Source organism: Pedobacter sp. UBA5917, from assembly GCF_002432345.1.
GTDB lineage: Bacteria > Bacteroidota > Bacteroidia > Sphingobacteriales > Sphingobacteriaceae > Pedobacter.
The window spans coordinates 1-22386 of record NZ_DJDT01000231.1; the positions used below are offsets into that span (position 1 = coordinate 1).

Sequence of the window (22386 nt, forward strand, 5' to 3'; positions counted from 1 at the left end):
AGACCTGAAAACAGGCTGGCTGATCAGCACACCATCTAATTCGCCCGAAAATGGGGGCTTGGTTGCCGGCCCTACAATGGATCACCAGATTATCCGTTCGCTTTTTAAAAACTGTGTTGCAGCTGCCGAAGTACTTAATGTAGATGAAGATTTTAGTAAATCGCTAAAAGAGAAAATACAACAGATTGCACCGAACCAGATCGGTAAATACGGACAATTACAGGAATGGTTAACTGATATTGACGATACAGCGAGTAAACACCGTCATGTTTCGCACTTGTGGGGTGTTTATCCGGGGAACGATATCACCTGGGATAACAATGAAAAAATGATGCAGGCTGCAAAGCAATCTTTACTTTACCGCGGCGATGAGGCTACAGGCTGGAGTTTAGCCTGGAAAATTAACTTTTGGGCAAGGTTTAAAGATGGCGATCATGCCATGAAACTGATTAAAATGTTAATGAAACCTGCCAATAATGGAGCAGGATCATATCTTAACCTTTTTGATGCACATCCACCTTTCCAGATTGACGGAAACTTTGGCGGTGCTGCCGGCATTGCAGAAATGATTGTACAGAGCCATCAGGGTTATCTTGATATTTTGCCTGCATTACCATCGGCCATTCCTAATGGAGAAATTAAAGGTTTACTGGCCCGCGGCGGATTTGAATTGGATCTAAAATGGGCAAATGGATTGTTAAGCTCAATCATTGTAAAATCGAAAACAGGTGGAAATTGTAAAATCCATTACAAAAATAACAACATCAGTTTTGAAACCAAAGCTGGTGAAACCTACAAATTGGATGGAGATTTGAAAACGCGATGAACTTACTTACGAAATCTAAAGGGACTGAGCGAAGGAAGATTTCGTCAGTATTTAATATAAGTGAAACTTCCGAAGTTTGCCAGCACACAACCACATCAAACTTCGGTAGAAACCTCGTGCGACGCCATGGTTCGTGTCGCCACGAACCAACAGGACAAATACTTTTACTTATTATCTTATTTTTTGGTATCAATTTCGTCCACGCACAAACTCAACCCCGAAAAAGCGTTTCATTAAATTCCGGCTGGCTCACCATTGCCGACGAAAAAAGCAAAAATGCTTATGACGGTTTTCAGGATGTTAACTACAAAACCCAAAACTGGAAAAACGTAAATGTTCCGCATAACTGGGACCAATACGAAGGCTATCAGCGTAAACTTCATGGGAATAAACATGGTTATGCCTGGTACCGTAAAACATTCAGAACAAGCGAAATTAAACTGGGTAAAAGGTTCTTTTTATATTTCGAAGGGGTAGGATCATATGCCACCGTTTGGCTGAATGGCAAAAATGTGGGGTATCATGCAGGTGGTAGGACAACTTTTACCCTTGATGTTACTTCGGCAATAAAACTCAATAACCAGGAAAATATTTTGGCCGTTCGGGCCGATCATCCGGCAAACATTCAGGATTTACCCTGGGTTGATGGTGGCTGTTCAACAGAACGTGGCTTTTCTGAAGGCTCGCAACCGATGGGGATTTTCCGACCGGTACATTTAATGGTCACCAACGACATCCGCATTGAACCTTTTGGGATCCACATTTGGAACGACAACAAGATTTCCGAAAAATCGGCTGTTTTAAATTTAAGTAGCAGCTTAAAAAACTATAGTTTAAAAGCTAAAAATGTCATCATTATCAATCGTTTACTCGATGCAGGCGGAAAGCAGGTACAGGCACTTAAAAAAGCAGTTTCGGTTCCGGCTGGAAAAGAAATTCAGATCGATCAGCAGACTGATAAGATCATCGATCCTAAACTTTGGTCTTTAGAAAATCCTTACCTCTATACATTACAGACTACCATTACCGAAAATGGACGAGTTGTAGATGAACTTAAAACGCCTTATGGTATTCGCTGGATCAGTTGGCCTATAGGTGATCAGGCTGGTCAAAAACAGTTTTTATTGAACGGAAAGCCAGTTTTTATCAATGGAATTGCAGAATACGAACATTTAATAGGGCAAAGCCATGCTTTTAGTAACGAACAGATCAGATCAAGGGTAATGCAGATCAAAGCCGCAGGTTTTAATGCTTTCCGCGACGCCCACCAACCACACAATTTACTTTATTCAGAATATTGGGATAAGGAGGGGATTTTATGTTGGACGCAAATGGCAGCACATATCTGGTACAACACGCCTGAATTTAGGAAGAATTTTAAAACGCTTTTAACCGATTGGGTTAAAGAACGGCGGAATAGTCCGGCAGTTGTTTTGTGGGGATTGGAAAACGAAAGTACCTTGCCCGAAGATTTCGCTAAAGAATGTACCGAACTGATCAGGAAACTTGATCCTACAGCTTCTTCTCAACGAAAGGTAACCACTTGCAATGGCGGCAAAGGAACCGATTGGGATGTTCCGCAAAACTGGACCGGTACATATGGCGGTAATCCACTTACCTACGGCGAGGACCTTAAAAAACAGGTTTTAGTTGGCGAATACGGTGCATGGAGAACCATCGATCTGCATGATACCGATGCAAATGGAAAAGGTTATACCGAAAATAAAATGACCGATTTAATGGAAACCAAAGTCCGTTTGGCAGAATCGGTGAAGAATGAAACTGCCGGACACTTTTTTTGGCTCTACAGCTCGCACGATAACCCCGGCAGGGTACAGGGCGGCGAGGGTTTGAGAGATCTGGACCGGGTGGGACCTGTAAATTATAAGGGCATGTTTACGCCCTGGGAAGAGCCAACCGATGTTTTTTACCTATTCAGGGCTAATTATGCATCAAAACAAACCGATCCGATGGTTTATATTGTTTCGCATACCTGGCCAAACCGCTGGAACAAACCCGGAATTAAAGATAGTATTGTGGTTTATTCCAATTGTGATGAGGTAGAGCTTTTTAACGATATTAACGGACAATCGCTCGGCAGGCGAAAACGAGGTGCGGTTGGTACACATTTCCAATGGAATAAACCTGAAATTAAATATAACGTACTTTATGCAATCGGTTATGTTAATGGAAAAGCTGTTGCTAAAGATCAGATCGTACTTCAAAACTTACCCCAAAGTCCTAATTTTGATAAATTAATCACCGATAAAAAACTAACCCTTCCAGCTAAAAATTACAATTACGTATACCGTATCAATTGCGGGGGTGGCGATTATATCGATGGTAACGGCAATAAATGGTCTGCCGACCGAAATTTAACTGCTATTGATAATTATGGCTCAACATCTTGGACAGCTGATTTCCCAGGTGTTCCTGCATTTTTTGCCAGTCAGCGCCGTACTTTTCAGCCCATTGGTGGTACCAAAGACTGGAAGCTTTTTCAGACTTTCAGATATGGAAGAGATCAGTTGAAATACCATTTCCCATTACCGGATGGAGAATATCTGGTAGAACTTTACTTTATAGAGCCCTGGCTGGGCATTGGTGGCGGTTATAACGCCAAAGCCATGCGTTTATTTAACGTCGCTTTTAACGGTAAAACCGTAATCAAAGATCTGGATATCTGGAAAGAAACGGGAAGCAACATGCTACTTAAAAAATCAATCAGAACAACTATTAAAGGTGGTTTTCTGGATATTAATTTTCCTGAAATAAAAGTGGCGCAGGCAGTAATTTCTGCTATTTCCATAGCGAGTTTAAAACAGGATATTAAACCTGCATCTGCAGGCCAATCGCTTTTAAAAGGGATAAAAAATGCCGAGCTTAACAGCTGGCTCGATATTGGGGAGGAACAGTTTAAAGCTGAACTTTCAACTTTCACCAACCTGCCTTCAAATTTATATGGCGCCGAATGGTTAAAGTTTATACGCGGTCAGGAGGGGATTGAATTTACTGCAACTGATTCTGTCGACACTTTTATTGCACTTGCTAAAAACAGCAGCATCCCGGAAGGTTTTGAAGATACCAAAAGCACTTTAAACAACAGTAACGACGAAACATTTAACCTTTACCGCAAAAGGTTAAATCCAAACGAAAGAATTATTTTTGATAGCCGTACCTCCACAGTTTTTGTGTTGCCCGTTACCCATTTACAACCCGCTTACGATTTAAAAAGTACCACAACCTACAAAGCTATCGATGGTATTTTGGAAGGAAAAGAAATTACAAAAAAGGTTTTGATGGATAAAGTCCGGGTAGTTTTTAATGCAACTGATCAAGGAGCTTTAACCTGGAATATTTCAGTTGGTGTAGCCGATACCTATTCTTTAACCATCAAATACCATAATCCTACTGATCAGCCTTTAAAAGCCAGGCTCGAATTTTTATCAGCCGATGGCACCCTGATGAAAACCGAGGTGGCAGAATTTGCACCAACCAAAAAAGGGAAATGGAATTACCTGAATACCAATACCGGAAGCATGATTAATGCCGGAAGTTATAAAGTACGGCTTATTGCTACAGAAAGTAAGGGATTAGCTGTAGATGCCGTAGATGTTCAATAAGATAATATGGTACAATAGCTGGCCAAAATCTTATATTAATGCTGGTATTTAGCCATGCATATTTGTTTTAACCAAATTAATAAACGAGCCAACAAGTAATGAAAGGTTTACCTGTATTCGATCTAACGATCATCTTCATTTATCTTGTTGCGATGATATTGGTTGGTGTTTATTTTTCGCGAAAAAATAAAAATTCCGAACAGTTTACAAAAGCTTCGGGCCTCATTCCCGGATGGGCGATAGGTTTATCCATTTATGCAACATTTTTAAGCAGCAATACCTTTTTAGGCGTTCCCGGTAAATCGTTTGGGGGCAACTGGAATGCATTTGTATTCAGTATTTCCATGCCTTTGGCCGCATGGGTGGCCGCTAAATATTTTGTGCCATTTTACCGTAGTACCGGAGAGATTTCGGCTTATACCCATTTAGAGAAACGTTTCGGTGCCTGGGCAAGGGTTTATGCCGTTGTTTGTTTTCTGCTTACACAACTGGCGAGGATGGGATCTATATTTTTTGGGATTGCTTTAAGTTTACAGGCACTTACTGGTTATTCCATGCAGATAATTATGATTGTGATGGGCATCTGCATCATTGTTTACACTGTTTTGGGAGGAATTGAAGCAGTAATATGGACAGAAGTGGTACAGGCGGTTGTAAAAACATTCGGCGCGCTGCTCATTTTGTATCTTATTATCACAAACATGCCCGGCGGTGTATCTAAAATTGTAGAAATTGGAAAAACAGCCGATAAATTCAGCTTGGGGAGTTTTAAACCCGATTTTGTAAGCTCATCGTTTTGGGTGGTACTGCTCTATGGTTTTTTTATCAACCTGAACAATTTTGGGATGGACCAGAACTACATCCAGCGTTACCATACCGCATCATCAGGCAAAGCGGCTTCCAAATCAATATGGCTATGTGTTTGGTTGTATATTCCGGCGTCGTTGCTCTTTTTTATTATAGGATCTTGCTTATATGCCTATTATGAGGTCAATCCGGAATTGTTGCAATCGATTAAATACCAAGTAGCCATCGAACGTTTGCCATTAAATGCTTCGGCAGCAGAAATATTGAGGCTGCAAAATACATTGCTCCCGTCAGATTACGGCGATAAGATTATGCCGAATTTTATGGTCACTAAAATTCCGGCAGGCTTAGTGGGACTGATTGTTTCGGCCATTTTATCAGCTGCAATGAGTACCATAAGCTCGGGCATGAACGCTTCTGCAACGGTTTTTTCGGTTGATATATATAAAAGATATTTTAAACCTGATATAACCGAAAAACAGAATTTATCGCTTCTGCACATTGCTACAGTGGGTTTTGGTTTACTGGGGATGATTACCGGAATTGCGATGATCGGTGTAAAAAGCATTTTGGACATTTGGTGGGAACTTTCGGGTATTTTTGCAGCCGGTATGCTGGGTTTATTTCTCCTGGGTATAATAAGCCGGCAGACCAAAAACCATGAAGCCATTACCGCTACTATTATTGGCATCGCTGTAATTATATGGATGACATTTTCTTCACTTCTTCCTCCGGAATATGAAGTTTTTAGAAATCCGCTACATAAAAATATGATTATCGTAATGGGAACTTTAACTATTTTCTTAACGGGATTGTTCCTCACGAAAATTAAAAGGAAAAACACAGAAACAGTCCCCCAAAGTTAATCGGGACAAACTAAAAGCACATTTATTAGATCAAAACACAATGGAAAACTCACAAAAAGGGTTCATCCCGGTTATGCTCACGCCTTTTTTGAGCAATGGAAATATCGATTACCCCGCTTTAACACAGCTTACCGAAATTTACCTTCAGGCGGGTGCGTCGGGTTTATTTGCCAATTGCCTCTCGAGCGAAATGTTCGAATTAAGTGATCAGGAGCGGATTTTAGCTATAAAACATATTGTAAAAGTGGTAAACGGTGCTGTACCTGTAGTTGCAACCGGAACTTTTGGAGGAGAAATTGCTAAACAGGCCGATTTTGTAAAAACCGTGAGCGGTACAGGTGTAGAAGCCGTAATTGCCATAACCAGTTTACTGGCCGATGAAAATGAACCAGATGAGGTATTTAACGATCGTGTTTTCGATCTCCTCAACCAAACCGAAGATATTCCGATTGGTTTTTACGAATGCCCTGTTCCATACAAAAGAGTATTAAAACCGAAACAATTAGCTGATTTTGTATCTACGGGCAGGATAATTTACCATAAAGATACAAGTCTGGATCTGATGCAGATCAAAGAAAAGCTCAGATTAACCAATGGGGCAGCTTTTGGTCTGTACGATGCTTACATGGTTCATGCGGTCGAATCCTTAAAAGCAGGTTCTTCGGGTTTATCCTGCATACAGGGCAATTATTTCCCTGAACTGATTGTGTGGCTTTGCGACCATTATAATGATGAATCGTTTAAAGAAGAAGTACAGGTTGTACAGCAGTTTTTAACCGACAATATGGAGGTGATGCACAATGTGTATCCGGTGGTTTCTAAATATTTCCTGCAAAAGCGTGGGCTGAACATTTCTACTTTCACGCGTAGAAATGTAGGTGCATTTACCCCAAAAGTAGTTAAAGCGGTAGAAACACTCTTGGATGATTATATTTTATTAAGAAATAATCTGGATATTAAGGTTTTTATATAAGTTAACGCTAACGCTCGTTTCTAACGAGCGTTGAATAATTTATCGTTTACAAACGATAGAATCGTATAGCTATTTAAGCATTCAACAGACCTTATAGGTTTTTTAGACCTATAAGGTCTTAAAAAATTAATTCAAATACTTTCTTTTATAATCCAGTGGTGTCATCCCGGTCACTTTTTTAAAGTGACGGTAAAAATTCGATACGTTATTAAAACCACAATCGAAACAGATCATTTCGGTGGGCAGCTTGTTTTCGATAAGGAAACGGCAGGCATGACTTACCCTGATTTCGATCAGAAAATCATAATACGTTTTTTTTGTCATCAGTTTAAAATACCTGCAGAAAGAAGTTACGCTTAAATTACTCAGCGAGGCCACTTCTTCAAGTGTAATGTCCTTTTTGTAATTGCTGAGTGTATAGTTGCAGATTTTATTGATGCGAAGCGTTTCGGACTCGTTGCTTTGATAAAAGGTATTTTTACCGGTTACAATTGTCGAATATTCATCTGTTTCGGCCAATGTTTTTAAAATAGAGAGCAAAATAATAATGCGGTCGAGGTTGGTTGCATCAACAGCTGCGCGCATCAGATCAACAAGTTTATCCTTGGCTTTACCTTTAATCACCATTCCGCTTTTGGCCTTTTCAAACAATTTGGGAAGAAGGTAGGCCTCGGGCAGCGTAAGCATATATTTCCCCAAACAATCGGGGAGAAAATGGATTACCATTGCTTCGGTGGTCAATTCGGGATTATTCTGAAAATACTCATCTTTACAGCGCCAGGTATGGGGAAGGTTCTCACCCAAAAGTACCATCTCATCAGGCACAAAATTACTGATATTATCGCCGATGAAACGCACACCTTCGCCTTTGATCACATAATGCAGTTCGAGCTCGGGATGGTAATGCCAGATATTTCCAAAATCGGGCTTAATGTCATGACGGATACTGAAAGAACTTTGTAAAGTAATGGGTACTTTATGAAAATGGGGTTTCATTGTGAGCTTAAAATATTTGGTTAGTGCCGGCGTTTTTCGGGATTAACAGATTGCCGCACAGCAGGCCTAAGTTAGCGAGTTAAATGATAATATCCTATATTAATTTGCTAAAAACAGTTAGAAAATAGTGTTTTTCATTGCTGAGTTTTGTATACAGCCGCTTAGGTGTAACCAAAATATAAACCGACAAATTATTTTCCTGTAAATTTTTTGTTTATTAATAAATTATGAGACCTGCAAAATCAAAAGAAATTATGCTAATTTAGGATGGGAATTTAAGGTGTTACCAGCCTTCACTTTGTTTCAGAAAATTAATCTTTCTGAATATATTTTCACAGATAAAACACTCCATTTTAAAAAAGCATAAATATGAAATCATACATTTTTACCATATTATTAATTTTCACTTGTCTAACCGCGGTTTACGCCCAGAATAATACGGCCGATAAGGAAGCATACACTAAAATGATTACTGACCGTGCAGCTAAAATTGTGGCCAACCTGAACATTAGTGATGCAAAGAAAACCGAAAAGGTAACCATCATTGTACGCGATCAATACAGTGATCTGAATGATATTTATGCTGACCGTGATAACAGGGTTAAAGCAATCAAAGAAAAAAATAAAGACAATAAAGTAGAACGCGATTCGGCCCTTGCAAAAGATGCACGCACAGTTGATGCCGCTTTAAATAAACTTCATAAAAAATACATCGGCAAACTTTCTGCACAGTTAACAAATGATCAGGTAGAACTGGTAAAAAACGGCATGACCTATAATGTACTGCCAATTACCTACAAAGCTTACCAGGAAGAGATTTTAACGTTAACCGATGATCAGAAAAAACAGATACTGATCTGGTTAACCGAAGCACGCGAACATGCTATGGATGCGGAGTCGTCTGATAAAAAGCATGCCTGGTTTGGTAAGTACAAAGGACGCATTAACAATTATTTGTCGGCAGCAGGTTACGACCTTAAAAAAGAAGGCATAGAATGGGAAAAGAGGCGTAAAGCAAAGGCTGAAGCCAATTAATACCAGAAAAACATGGGGAAGATACAAGCCCCATTTTTTTTAACATTTTTTATTTAAGAATATTTCATTTATATATGAAAATTAATTATATTTAAATAAAGTAATCAGCATTGTGTTATTACATTGATTTTAATCATAGGTTTCAGATAAGGTCTACGGTTATAAATGTAATATCAGCTATAAATTAAACATATTCCATGCTAGAAATAGTTGCGGAATTACTTTCTAACCAAAGGAACTAAATTGACGAAAATTATGAAAAATGAGCCATCATCATTTAAGCGTTTATAACGTTTAACCAATCACTACCAAATCATCCTCCCCCGAAAAACAACAATTTTAACTAATCATAATCACGATCGGATTGTAGCATAATGCTGCAAAAAAAACATCAACTAATTAACCGCAAACCGCAGTTAACAGGCTGCCTTTTGCCTTAAAACTAACCAAATAACAAATTATGAACTTAAAATTTTTACGTAAATTTTCCTGGGTTTTATTACTCATGACAGTTATCGGGACGTCATTGTACGCACAACAGCGACAGATTACCGGTAAGGTTATTGATAAAAAGGATGGGGAGCCCATACCCGGTGTAACCGTTGGTATCAGGGGCAAAACCAACAATGTGAGCACCAATGATAAGGGCGAGTTTGCCCTGATAGCCGACCCCTCAACCGATGCGCTCGTTTTCACTTACGTAGGTTATGTTAGGCAGATTGTACCCCTGGCTGGTAAAAGCAATATTACCATCAGTTTTGTAGAAGACAGTCAGTCGTTAGATAACGAAGCGGTAGTGGTAATCGGTTACGGCACCAAAAAAAGGAGTGAGGTATTAGGATCCGTAGCCACCATTTCAGGTAGCGAAATCCAGGATATTCCTGCACCAAACCTGGCGGGGGCTATGCGGAACAGGATTGCCGGTGTGGGGGTTAGTCAAACTTCAGGACGTCCGGGTTCACCAATTACTTTTAACATCCGGAATTCAACGGTGTCTGATCAGGCCAGGTTAAGCGGTGCTACAGACGAACCACTTTATGTTGTGGATGGTATTACTGTAACCAGGGATGCCTTCGATAATATAGATGCCTCGATGGTTGAGAATTTAACCTTTTTAAAAGATGCCTCCGCGTCAATTTATGGTGCCTCGGGTGCAAAAGGGGTAATTTTGGTTACTACAAAAAAAGGTAAAACCGGAAAGCCGAACATTACCTACAATGGTTATTTAGGGATTTCGGATGCCGCAAAAACACCCGAAATGTTATCGGCTTACGATCATGCCTTACTCTTAAACGATACTTACCGTACGCAGAGCGCAGCACTATCTGCTTATTTTCTGCCCGAAGATTTAGAATATATCAAAACATTAAATTACAAAAGCTGGTATGACGAAGTTTGGCAGGCTTCGGCCATGCAAAGGCACAATGTTGGCATCTCAGGCGGAAGCGACAGGATTACTTTTTTTGCAGGTGGAAACTATCAGAGCGAAAATGCGAATTATGCAGGAATGAAATTCGACAAGTACGGATTCCGCAGTGGTGTAACGGCATCATTTTTAAACGGCTTAAAAGCCGATGTGAATTTTAACGTCGATTACAATACACGCGAGCAGCATCATAACGCTACAAATGAAGATGCCGGTTTTTTTGAGCGGATAGTAAGTATACCCAGATGGGTTCCGATCAGCATCAACGGAAATTATGTAAATTATAATAACCTGATCAATCCGAAAGCCGTAGCAGAATCTGGTTATTACAACAACAACAGCTCTAAAGGTTACCGCATTAATGCCAGTTTAACCTATGAGCCTACCTTTTTAAAAGGTTTTACGGCTAAATTCCAGGTTTCGCAGGCGAGCGGTTCTTCAAAAGCTACCCAGTATATTCCTCCTTACAAACTCTATAATTACATCAGAAGAGGAAACAATCAGGAATTATTTACCGATCAGCTGGTTAATACCTCGTCAACCTCATCATATTTTGAGCCCACAAGCGCTAGCGGTGCAACCATCACACCCGGAGTATCCGAAAATAACAGCTATCAGGGATTTCTAACCCTGCAATACACCAAAACCCTGGCAAAACATACCGTTAACCTATTGGTTGGGGGCGAGCAGAGCGAAGGTAATTCACAGCAGTCTACAGTACGTTACAGCAACCAGCTGATTCCGGGCATAGATCAGTACTGGGCTTTTGATGCCACTACTTTAACCCGTCAGAATTTTGCCCGTACAGCGGTTTCAAAACGTTCGTTCTTTGGCCGTTTCGATTACGATTTTGATAAAAAATACCTGTTCGAAGTTATCGGCAGGCTCGATGCCTCATCAAACTTTGCCACCGGAAACCGTTGGGGCCTTTCGCCGAATGTAGGTATCGGCTGGGTAGCCAGTCAGGAGAAATTCTTTAAAGATGCCAGTTTCTTAAGTTTTATCAACTTCTTTAAATTAAAACTGAATGTTGGCGTTACCGGCGATGACAGGGTAGATCAGCGTTTATGGCAAGACCGCTTCCTGATCGATGTAACCAACGGATACCTTTACGGAAACTCCAACCAGAATAGTTTAAACCGTTCGCGTTTGGCCAATCCCGATATTACCTGGGAAAGAAAAAGAACTGTCAATTTCGGTTTGGAAACATCCATGTTCAATAATAAACTTGATTTTAGTGTCGAACTGTTCCAGAACCGCAATTATGATGCCTTTGATCTGGGCGGAAACAACCTTTTCCCTCTATATTTTGGAACTGCAGCACCTGTTGTTAATTACAGGGAAACCTATAACTGGGGCTCTGAATTTAGTATCGGTTACAAAGCCAAGCTCACTACCGACCTTAACTTAAGTGCCAGCATGAACTTTGGCTATGGCAATTCGATAGTCGACCGTGTACTTTATGCCCCGGGCCAACTGATCAATAATGTTGCACCCGACTGGCAGGTTCAGTTCGGAACAGATCCGCGGATGTACAGCTCGGGCAATATTGGGCTTAAAACCATCGGGATGTTCAGAACACAGGGAGAGGTTGATGCCTGGATGGCAAAATACCCTAACTACAGGTTGTACGACCGCGTTCCGCAACCGGGATGGCTTTACTTTGAAGATACCAATGGCGATGGCGTGATCAGCGATAGCGATATGTTACCGATGTTCAAAAATACCAATGCATTCTTTTCTACCGGTATCTCCCTTAATTTAACATATAAGAGTTTTGCCCTGAATACCAATATCAATGCACGTTTTGGAGGCAAAGTTTTTTATGATAGCAGGGCCAGGATTGCACCATCTGCAACGAGGAACATCTTAACCATCTGGCAGGACCGATGGACACCGGAAAACCCGATGGAAGGTAGATTCCCGCGTTTTGACGACCCGGCTTTAACCAGAAACTCCGATTTCTGGGCTGTTGATGGTACCATGATCCGCATCAACACCATGACACTGAGCTACAAGGCACCGGCCGAATTTGCAAGAAGGCTCGGAATAGGCGGCGCACGCCTGCTGCTTACCGGAAATAACCTTTGGACACTTGTAAATCCGCTTCCATACAAAGATCCATATACATCCAGCGCATACGACTATCCGATGTTAAGGACCATTTCTTTAGGATTAAGTGTTAACCTATAATTTTTTGAGCAATGATTAAGCAATTCAAAAACAGCATAAAAAAATCTTTACTTATTTTATCATTGGCAGCGGCTTTACCTGCCTGTGTTAATAAAGACGAATTTTTCCTACTCCCGGATACCGAAGGTATAGATGCCGCAATATGGGATAACGAAGGTTCGGTACAACTGCACCTCAACAGGGTTTACGACGTAGTAATTCCATGGTTTCCGCTCCAGATACTTCCCGATCGTTACGGTGTACATGTTGCCAGTGATGAAAGTTATTTTCCTGACGGAAATGATAATACCAAGGCAGCACTGGGACTGGTTGGTGTATTGGGTGTTAATGATGTAAGGTTTGTGGGTAACCAATACCGTGGCAACCCCGGAGATAATAAATATTGGGATATTGCCAGATGTAATGATGCCATTACCAATATCCCGAAGGGAAAACTTGCCACCGATAGGCAGCGCATACTCCTGGGGCAATATTATACCCTGAGGGCAATAACCTATTTCGAACTAGTTAAGGTTTATGGTGGCGTTCCGCTGATTTTGGAACAGCAACTGGAAAACTCGATTTACACCGGCGGAAGGAAAAGCGCAAAAGAATGTTTCGATGCCATTATTTCCGATTTAAATAATGCGATAACCATGCTCGATGGCTTCAATCCAGGTGATGGCGATGGCAGGGGTAAAATGACAAAACTGATAGCGGCATGTTTGAAAGCCAAAGTATTATTTTACTGGGCAAGTCCACAGTTTAACCCCACAAACGATGCCAAACACCCATACCAGCAAAACCGCTGGGACGAAGCCCTTGTTGCCAATAAAGAAGCTTATGATCTGTGCTTGGCCGCAGGAAAAAGACTGATGCCAAACTACATCGATATTTTCCGTACCGAGGGTACAGCCAACACAGAAGCCATATTGGTAAGGACTTATTCAAGCACCATAAACGCAAGGGGGCACGATGGCGAATACCGCAACAGGCCAACCTCAGAAGGTGGTTCGTACAGTTCGTTTTATACCCCAACTACCAAAATGCTTGATGCTTACCCGATGAAAGATGGAAAACCAAGAGGAACATCTACAGCTTTCCCTTACGATGCAACCATGTTCTGGCAGAACAGGGACCCGAGGTTCGAAGCAACATTTGCCAACAATGGAAGTTTGTATCCTTTGAGCGGAAATACAACCAGAAAACAATGGACTTATAATACTGCAGTTGGCGAATCGAACGGTAATGCCGTTTATGTGAAACGTTTTACAACGCCTGGCCTGGCATCTGGATCGGTACGCTACTCTAATAACCTGGGCGGAAGCGGTATGGACTGGATAGAAATGAGATTTGCAGAAGTAATGCTCAATTACGCCGATTGTTTGAATGAAACCGGAAATGTTGCGGGAGCAAAAGATTTGGTCAGACAGATTAGGGTAAGAGCAGGAGTAGTGGCCGGTGATGCCGATTATGGATTAGGTTTGGCAGGTAGTACTGCAACCCTACGTACCTTAATACTTGGCGAAAGACAGATCGAGTTTGCTTTCGAAAATAAACGTAACGCCGATCTGAGGAGATCGCGTACCATGCATCTTTTAACGGGCAATATGTCTAAACTTGAAATCCAACTCAACTCAACGGCTGATAAAACCACGCTCGAAACCACTACAAACGGTGTAATGTTCAGGGAAACGATTAATGTTAACGACAAAACCACTTACAACAAATATTTTAAAACTGTAATGGTTACCAATACCACATACCTGCCGTACAACGTGCCCGAATTCCATTATTTCTACACTTTCCATAACGATTTTGTGAATTTCGGGGCCAATATTGCACCTACAATCGGGTGGCCGGGAGGAACATTTGATCCTTTGGATTAACATATAAACAATCAATTCGATGATCTGATTAAAAAGATTAAAAAATGAAAAAGAATAACATTCAAAAAATAATCCTCATTGCGCTGGGCACGCTGATTTTCAGCTCCTGCAAAAAGGAATCCGAAAATATATTTACCATGTTTACCGATTTAACCGTAACCTACAACAACAGTGATCCCCGCTGTGTTACGGATTATAAAGTGGTGAACGATAAAGAAGAAGTATGGATTGATTTCACCATCAATTCGGCTTCCGAAGATATGTATGCCTATACCGTAGAAAAATCTGCCGGTACGCAAACGCCCGAACGTATTATATATAACATTACCGATGCTTCAAAACGCAAGAGTTTTTCTGATATCATTAAATTAACCATGAACCGCGACGGGAAAACAACTTATAGGATATATGCACTAAACCAAAAGGGCATATTTATCGGCGATGGCAAAAAAAGTGTGACCATAGAAGTAAACCCGAGCTATATGATTTATGCAAACCGGGATATATATCTGCCCGATACCGTGGCTAAATCGCTTCCAAGCTTTTTTTCATTAAATGACGCTTCAACCTTTAGTTATACCAATGCAGCAACAAACACGGCCAAAATAGATTTTGGGATTTATAGAAAACTGGCCTCCAATTCTACTCCTGCGGTGGTATCGTATGTGGTTAACCTTTATTCGCCAAGTGTAACCACCAATCCGCTTACGGTTTACGATATCAGCAGCTGGTCGCCAAAAAGAACAACCAAATTCAGCGCTCCCGTTACCGGTCAGGCTACGGCTTTCCTTACAGGGGCCATATCTGGTTCAACCATCGAAGCATTGGCAAAAGCACGCACCATTAATCTAAACGAAACTTCAGCAACGCTGGCTGCAAATGGTCTTGCCGGCGGTAATGCCGTATTCTTTCTTACTCCCGAAGGTAAATATGGCATGTTGTATATTAATGCCGTTTCATCCGACAACCAGAAACGCCCGTATATTAATGTGAGTGTGAAACTTCAGCGGTAGTAATGTATACCCAGCAGATTGCCGTCTGCTTAAATTTTATATATTTGGTTCTTAGGAAGTGGTTTTGCCGCTTCCTTTTTTATTTTAAAAGCTTGCCTGAGATGTTAAAAAACACTTATTTTAAAAATTTAACATTTTTATTTAAGAATATTGTATTTATATATAAATAATTATTTATACTTTAGATTTAAGTTTTCAGCAGAGAATGAAAAGTTTAAAACCATTTCCAGGTATGGAATGGGAAAATTTTATTCAGGATCTGCATGTAGGTAGTTAAATATTTTGCATTGAAAATTAAAGCCCGCTAACCAAATTATCATTTTAAACCATAATATAATGAGCCAAATCACGCTAAACTTTTTTTTGTTCCAATTCGAATAAACGTTACTTTGACGTTTTATTTACAGGGATCCATTGCTTAGATTTATAGACCCATTCCAGTATTTATATACTAGATAACGATTTAAAGCAAAGAACACCAAACAAAGGCAGATAACAATCTTCCGAAACAAGAATAACAAACTAACCAAATAATAAAATGAACTTAAAATTTTTACGCAAAATTTCTTTGTCCTTGCTGCTTATGCTGCTTGCAAGTACAATTCTCTTTGCCCAGGACCGGAAGGTAACGGGTAAAGTTGTCGACCAGGCCGACGGACAGGGAATACCGGGAGTAAACGTGAGTTTAAAGGGCGTTCCCAGCAACGTAAGCACCAATTCCGATGGGGTTTTTACCATTCAGGTAAAGAGCAATAGCGATGTTTTGGTATTTTCGTACATCGGTTACATCAGGCAGCAGGTAACGGTAGGCACCCAGACCAATGTAACAGTAAAACTTGTTTCCGAGAATAAAAACCTTGAAGACGTTGTTGTTGTGGGTTACGGTACACAGAAGAGATCGCATTTAACCGGCTCGGTAGTCGATATTAAAGCATCAGAGGTAGAAGATCTTCCTGTAAGCAACATCGGTGCCGCGTTAGCAGGCCGTTTATTAGGCGTTGGCGTTAGCGGAGGTACTTCGCGCCCGGGATCAACCGCAACATTAACCGTTAGAAATCCTAATGCGATTTATGGTAAAGATGGCGGTTCTCAACAACCTTTATATGTAATTGACGACATTGTTCAGCTTAGCCAGACCGGTGCGCCGGATAATACCTTATTCAACAATTTAGATCCTTCCGAAATCGAAAGCATTTCTGTGCTTAAAGATGGTGCTGCTGCCGTTTATGGTACGCGTGGCGGTAACGGTGTGGTGGTGATCAGAACCAAGCGCGGTAAAATTGGTGCGCCTAAAATCAGTTATAGCGGTAACTATTCTATAAATGATGAGGCTTACAGGCCGAAAGTATTAAGTGCATACCAATTTGGAATGTATTATAACATTATGAATGGTCCGAACGGTGCTGCTGCACAACCTGGTAACGATAATTTTTTCTCTCAGGATGAGCTTGATTATTTTAAGGATCATGATTACGATTGGCTGGAAGATGCATGGAAATCTTCGTACAATACACGTCACACCATCAGTGTAAGCGGAGGTACCGATAAGGCTACTTATTTTGGCGATGTTTCTTATTTTAAACAGGACGGAAATCTGGCAAGTCTTGATTTTCAGCGCTGGAATTTCAGGGCAGGATCGGAGGTTAAAGTAGCCACCAATTTAAAAGTAGGTTTACAGGTATCCGGAAATAACAGCGATCTGGTTAAAACCTTTAATAAAATCGGTAGTGAGCTTGATGATAATGATTACCGGAATTTATTACTTGCCCCAAGGTACATCCCGATGTATGTAAACGGTTATCCGGTAAAATTACCCGGCACAACCAACGATTTTTCAACTTATCACTTTTACGAAGTAGAAAAATTAAACAACTTAAACAGCACCAATACAAAAACCTATACCGTAAACATTAATGTTAATTACGATATCCCATTTGTAAAAGGTTTATCGGCAAGGGCAATATACGGCAGGAATATGGGCAGTACAGCAGGTTCGCAGGTGGGTACCAAATACAACCTTTACGAGTTTGCCCGTTTAGGTACAAATCAGCACATTTACGATAACGCACCGTTAAGAACATCGCCTTCACCAATCGTGGTGGCCTCTAACGGTAACAGGTTATATTATTCAAACATCAATCAAAGCTCTACCCAATCCAACCTGGTTTTAAACTACAACAGGCAGTTTGGCAAGCACAATTTCAGTGGTTTGTTTACTGTTGAGAAATCGGAGCAGGTTTATAATATGAACTACGTTTTAAAGGCAGACCCTATCCAATCAACAAACGGACAGTTTTCTACAGCCACAGGCGCAATTGATGGTGCTACAACCAAAAGCGAAGGTGGAACCTTATCTTACGTAGGCCGTGCAAACTATAGCTATAACGAAAAATATTTAGCAGAATTCTTATTCAGAAGTGATGCATCAACCAAATTTGCGCCCGAAAACTATTGGGGTAAATTTTATTCAGGTTCATTGGGCTGGGTATTGAGCGAAGAAAATTTCCTTAAAAACTCCAAAGCCGTTAATTTCTTAAAAATCAGGTATTCTGCCGGTTTATTGGGCAACGACCAAACCAAAGCCTGGTTATGGAGACAGCGTTACACTTTCCAGGATGGTAAGGGTGCGGTTTTTGGTGATGCCGGTACCACTACAGGTTATAAAATGGAAGCTTCGCCTAACCGCGATGCCACCTGGGGCGACGAATTCAAAAACAACTTAGGTATTGATGCAAGATTCTTAAATAATAGATTATCAACCACAGTAGAAGGATATTTTAACCACGCTTACAACATTCTGGTAGAGCGTGTAGAAAATGTTCCGGTTACGGTAGGTGGTTCTGTTGCAGCAGAAAATTATGCCATCAACAATTTATATGGCTTCGAATTCCAGGTGGGCTGGAACGATAAGATCGGTAATGATTTTACTTATGGCGCCGATTTAAGGATGTCGTGGTCAGATAATAAGGTAATCCGTTCGAGTTTTAATGCCAATGATGTTTTATATCCCTGGAATCCACGCAATGGTACTTCATCCGATGTTGGTAAATGGGGTTACGATTATATAGGCATGTTCCATAATCAAGATGAGATTAACGCTTATGTTCAGCAGTACAACATTAAATCTGTGTTTGGCACAGCGGTAACAACAGCAAACCCAACCCAGTTAAAACCCGGCATGTTATACTATCGTGATGTGAGGGGACCGCTTCAGCCTGATGGAACTTTTGCCCCACCTGATGGAATTATCGACTCAAACGACCAGATCCAGCTGGCTAAAAAAGCAAGTAACCACTATGGCTATGGAATGACTTTCAGGGCAGGTTATAAAGGGATAAGTGCAGAGTGTGTAATCGCCGGTTCGTTTGGCGGTTGGGCCGAAATAGATGGCAGAAAAAAGATGAACAATTCTATTGCCCGTACTTTTGCCAGTGTACCATCATATTGGGGAGATATATACGATCCGGTATTAAATCCTGCAGGTACTATGCCAAATCCGAACTGGGAGGCCATCAGCTTAACGCCAACCTCAAATTTTTGGAAAGTAAGCGCCTTCCGTATGAGGATGACCAATTTCCAGATTAACTACAGAATACCCCAAAAAGTATTGGAAAGCTTAAAGATCAGCAATGCAAGGGTTTTCTTTACAGCCGTAAATCCGGTAAACTTTTATAATCCTTACACCTATCGCGATAGCGACGCCGCATTTGATGTTTTTCCTAATCTAAAAACATACTCTTTCGGATTGAATTTAACTTTATAGTGTTGGTTGGATCATTAATAATTAAAGAAATGAAAAGAAATAAATTAATATATCTGTTTGCTTCACTTGTTTTGGTAGCAACCAGCTGTAAAGACACTTTTTTGGAAGAAAAACAAGATTATACCGGCTTTAACGAACAGGTTTTTCAAGATCCGGCATTGGCACAGGGTTATGTTGATTATGTTTATGGTTTATTCGAGGCACCGGGCAATGCCCAGGCAATGACATGGAACCTCGCCACCGCAAACGATGATTTTACCAAAACAACAGAAGAACTTGCAGGCGAAACCAACTGGAACAAAGAATGGGCAACCATATCATACAATAATGCACACGATCTGCCATATTTCGGGGCAAGATTGAGCAGCAGCATTGCCAATAACACCTGGACAAGGATGAAACAGATCAATATTTTTCTCCAGGAGATTGATAAATATGGTATCCCTGAAGAAACCAGAAACAAACTAAAAGGGCAGATGTATTTCTGGCGGGCCTGGCAATATTTCGACCTGGTTAGGTTATATGGCGGTGTTCCATTGGTATTGGTACCACAGAATCCGATTGTATCTTCAGGTGATGATACCCAGGTACCAAGAAGTTCTTCTTCGGCATGTATCGAACAGATTGTGAAAGACCTAGATCTTGCAGTTCAGTTATTGCCAGGAAAATGGACAGGATCAGATAACGGCAGGATCACATCAGGTGCTGCTGCAGCTTTAAAAGGCAGGGTTTTATTAACCTGGGCAAGTCCGTTGTTTAACAGGACAGACGATAGGGCAAGATGGGAAAGGGCTTATCAGGCAAATGTAGCTGCCAAAACCTTACTCGAAGCCAATGGTTTTGGTTTATACAAAGTAGGTTCGCTGGCTAATGGTGCTGCCTGGGGAAACATGTGGTTTACAGATAACAGTCCCGAAGCAGTATTTTCTTTTGGTTTTAATAGCGTTACCACGGGTAATCCTCAAAAAAACAATGGGTGGGAGCAGGCCGTACGTTCTAAAACAATATTGGGAAGTGGCTCTGTTTCGCCAACCAAAGAAATGGTTGATGCTTTTCCGATGAAAGATGGTAAGCAGCCCGGCAGTTCTACATACGCCTATTCGTTGGCCAAGTTTTATAAAAACAGGGATCCGCGTTTCTATAAAACCTTCATTTACAATGGTGCACTATGGCCATATAAAGAAAATACCAATTACAAACAGTGGACTTATGTTTGGAAAAAAACAGCAGCAGTTACCACTTATAATGCGACTACAGAAATCGCCGGGGCAAATGCAAGTGGGGTTTACCTGTGCAAAGCAGCAAATCCGAATGCGAGTAACGTAACCGGAAGTTTTCAATTGAGCCCGACCGACTTTATGGAAATCAGGTTTGCAGAAGTATTGTTAAACCTGGCCGAATCGGCTGTTGGGGCAGATAAGGCAACCGAAGGTTTGGGTTATGTTAAATTGATCAGGGAACGTGCCGGGGTAGAAAACCTTGATGGTGCTTATGGTTTAGCAGCGGTAAGCGGTCGCGATGCATCTTTTGCTGCGGTACTTAACGAAAGAAAGATCGAACTGGCTTATGAGGGCAAACGTTTCTGGGATTTAAGAAGATGGATGTTATTTGAAACAAACTCGCCAACAGCGGCCCGTTTGGGTATAACTCCATTAAATGGTACACGCAGAACAGGTTTCTTTATTTCAGTAAAAACCAGTTCGGCCGGAGCAGACTATGTGGCCGCAACAGCCGATCCATTGATTAAACCTGCTACAGGCAACGCACCGCTTGCCGATCGTGATGCCACTACATATCCCTCAGGAATTACAAATTATGATCAGTACCTGGATTATCTGTACGATAATTATTTTAAAGTTACGGTTAAAGATGATTTAGACAGGACATCTGCACCTGCCTTCAAATTTATATGGTATCCGCAATATTATTTCTTCGGCATCAACAACAGTGCCTTAACTGCCACGCCTTATTTAGAGCAAACTACAGGGTGGGACAGTATGACCGGCACCGGTACATTCGATCCGTTGAAGTAAACAAGATCTTGGGGCGGTTTGCTCATCGTCCCTGTTTTTTAATATTTTGGTTTTGGGAAAGGGGAGCATTAATTTGCTTCCCTTATTTTTTACTTAAGAATGTTACATTTATATATGAAAATTAATTATTATCTTGTAACATGGTTTCAGAAACAGATTCTGTTTTCCGAAGCCCTTTTAACCAAATGAAAAGATGATACAAAAGCTAGCTAAATTTATACCATAAACCACCGCTTTTTGCGTGCAAATTTGAAATATAATATACTTTCTAACCAAAACTTATAACCAGAGATACAAACAGAAATGAGCCGGTATTTATAAAAATCCAGGTCGGTAATTCCATCGGTTAAAAATATCAGTTAAATTTCTTTTGCTTCTTTAACGGGCAAAACACAAATGAAAAAGAACTTTTTAAATCTGTTGTTTACAACAGCATTAATGCTCTCCGCAAATTATTCTTTCGCACAATATCCAAAAATCCCCGAGGATGTAAAAAGATCATCCGACTCGTTACTTAAAGAGGCTTACCGCCATTCGGATATTGCCTGGGAAAAAGCTAAACCCATTATGGCCAAAGAGGCGGCCGAGGGTAAACCCTATATTCCATGGGCAGGTAGGCCGAACGATCTTCCTCAATCTAAATTGCTGGCTTTTCCAGGTGCTGAAGGTGGTGGCGCTTATAGCTTTGGCGGACATGGCGGAAGGGTAATTGTAGTTAAAAACCTAAATGACAGTGGTCCGGGTTCTTTGCGCGATGCCTGCGAACAGGGCGGGGCAAGGATTGTGGTTTTCAACGTGGCCGGAATCATCAGGCTTAAAACCCCCTTAATTATCCGTGCACCTTATATTACCATTGCCGGACAGACCGCTCCTGGCGACGGTGTATGTGTAGCCGGCGAATCGGTTTGGCTAAATACCCATGATGTTATCGTTCGTTTTATGCGTTTTAGAAGGGGCGAAACCT

The 22386-nt window shown here is 41.0% G+C and carries 11 protein-coding genes and 1 pseudogene; 11 read left to right on the forward strand and 1 reads right to left on the reverse strand.

Annotated features, from left to right (window positions below; all coding sequences use genetic code 11):
* The 4 genes from B2V92_RS15445 to B2V92_RS15460 form a co-directional block, all read left to right on the forward strand.
* Positions 1–826, forward strand: an 826-nt coding sequence (locus B2V92_RS15445; RefSeq protein WP_349681437.1) for a glycosyl hydrolase family 95 catalytic domain-containing protein, incomplete at its 5' end; no start/stop codon positions are given.
* Positions 823–4449 carry a malectin domain-containing carbohydrate-binding protein gene (locus tag B2V92_RS15450; protein ID WP_293309708.1) on the forward strand — a complete coding sequence of 1209 codons (3627 nt, stop codon included), beginning with the start codon at positions 823–825 and terminating at the stop codon, positions 4447–4449. The genes B2V92_RS15445 and B2V92_RS15450, both read left to right, overlap by 4 nt.
* A 98-nt stretch (positions 4450–4547) precedes the next feature.
* Positions 4548–6122, forward strand: coding sequence for a sodium:solute symporter (locus B2V92_RS15455; RefSeq protein ID WP_293309710.1), 1575 nt, complete (start codon positions 4548–4550; stop codon positions 6120–6122).
* Between the two features lie 40 nt (positions 6123–6162).
* A complete protein-coding gene (locus tag B2V92_RS15460; RefSeq protein ID WP_293309712.1) occupies positions 6163–7095 on the forward strand; it encodes a dihydrodipicolinate synthase family protein in 933 nt (310 codons plus the stop codon).
* A 126-nt stretch (positions 7096–7221) separates the two neighbouring features.
* On the opposite strand, the gene B2V92_RS15465 is transcribed toward B2V92_RS15460, so the two are convergent.
* Positions 7222–8091 carry an AraC family transcriptional regulator gene (locus B2V92_RS15465; protein ID WP_293309714.1) on the reverse strand — a complete coding sequence of 290 codons (870 nt, stop codon included), beginning with the start codon at positions 8089–8091 and terminating at the stop codon, positions 7222–7224.
* A gap of 369 nt (positions 8092–8460) precedes the next feature.
* Here B2V92_RS15465 and B2V92_RS15470 point away from each other — a divergent pair, with 369 nt between their 5' ends.
* The 7 genes and pseudogenes from B2V92_RS15470 to B2V92_RS15500 all read left to right on the forward strand — a co-directional run.
* Positions 8461–9126, forward strand: coding sequence for a DUF3826 domain-containing protein (locus tag B2V92_RS15470; RefSeq protein ID WP_293309716.1), 666 nt, complete (start codon positions 8461–8463; stop codon positions 9124–9126).
* Positions 9127–9586: 460 nt separating this feature from the next.
* Entirely contained in the window at positions 9587–12745 is a 3159-nt protein-coding gene (locus B2V92_RS15475) for a SusC/RagA family TonB-linked outer membrane protein (protein ID WP_293309718.1), read from the forward strand.
* An 11-nt stretch (positions 12746–12756) separates the two neighbouring features.
* Positions 12757–14613, forward strand: coding sequence for a RagB/SusD family nutrient uptake outer membrane protein (locus B2V92_RS15480; RefSeq protein ID WP_293309720.1), 1857 nt, complete (start codon positions 12757–12759; stop codon positions 14611–14613).
* Positions 14614–14657: 44 nt separating this feature from the next.
* Complete coding sequence (locus B2V92_RS15485; RefSeq protein ID WP_293309722.1) at positions 14658–15626, forward strand: hypothetical protein; 969 nt, start codon at positions 14658–14660, stop codon at positions 15624–15626.
* Between the two features lie 538 nt (positions 15627–16164).
* The gene (locus B2V92_RS15490) at positions 16165–19389 is read left to right on the forward strand and encodes a SusC/RagA family TonB-linked outer membrane protein (protein WP_293309724.1); all 3225 of its coding nucleotides are present in this window, start codon (positions 16165–16167) and stop codon (positions 19387–19389) included.
* Between the two features lie 29 nt (positions 19390–19418).
* Positions 19419–21422, forward strand: a complete 2004-nt coding sequence (locus B2V92_RS15495; protein ID WP_293309726.1) for a RagB/SusD family nutrient uptake outer membrane protein — start codon at positions 19419–19421, stop codon at positions 21420–21422.
* A gap of 396 nt (positions 21423–21818) precedes the next feature.
* A pseudogene (locus tag B2V92_RS15500) lies at positions 21819–22386 on the forward strand (polysaccharide lyase); the annotation flags it as partial.

Excerpts from the sequence above, each read along its gene's own strand:
- B2V92_RS15450 (WP_293309708.1), top strand. The coding sequence starts at position 823 with ATGAACTTACTTACGAAATCTAAAGGGACTGAGCGAAGGAAGATTTCG.
- B2V92_RS15455 (WP_293309710.1), top strand. The coding sequence starts at position 4,548 with ATGAAAGGTTTACCTGTATTCGATCTAACGATCATCTTCATTTATCTT.
- B2V92_RS15460 (WP_293309712.1), top strand. The coding sequence starts at position 6,163 with ATGGAAAACTCACAAAAAGGGTTCATCCCGGTTATGCTCACGCCTTTT.
- B2V92_RS15465 (WP_293309714.1), bottom strand. The coding sequence starts at position 8,091 with ATGAAACCCCATTTTCATAAAGTACCCATTACTTTACAAAGTTCTTTC.
- B2V92_RS15470 (WP_293309716.1), top strand. The coding sequence starts at position 8,461 with ATGAAATCATACATTTTTACCATATTATTAATTTTCACTTGTCTAACC.
- B2V92_RS15475 (WP_293309718.1), top strand. The coding sequence starts at position 9,587 with ATGAACTTAAAATTTTTACGTAAATTTTCCTGGGTTTTATTACTCATG.
- B2V92_RS15480 (WP_293309720.1), top strand. The coding sequence starts at position 12,757 with ATGATTAAGCAATTCAAAAACAGCATAAAAAAATCTTTACTTATTTTA.
- B2V92_RS15485 (WP_293309722.1), top strand. The coding sequence starts at position 14,658 with ATGAAAAAGAATAACATTCAAAAAATAATCCTCATTGCGCTGGGCACG.
- B2V92_RS15490 (WP_293309724.1), top strand. The coding sequence starts at position 16,165 with ATGAACTTAAAATTTTTACGCAAAATTTCTTTGTCCTTGCTGCTTATG.
- B2V92_RS15495 (WP_293309726.1), top strand. The coding sequence starts at position 19,419 with ATGAAAAGAAATAAATTAATATATCTGTTTGCTTCACTTGTTTTGGTA.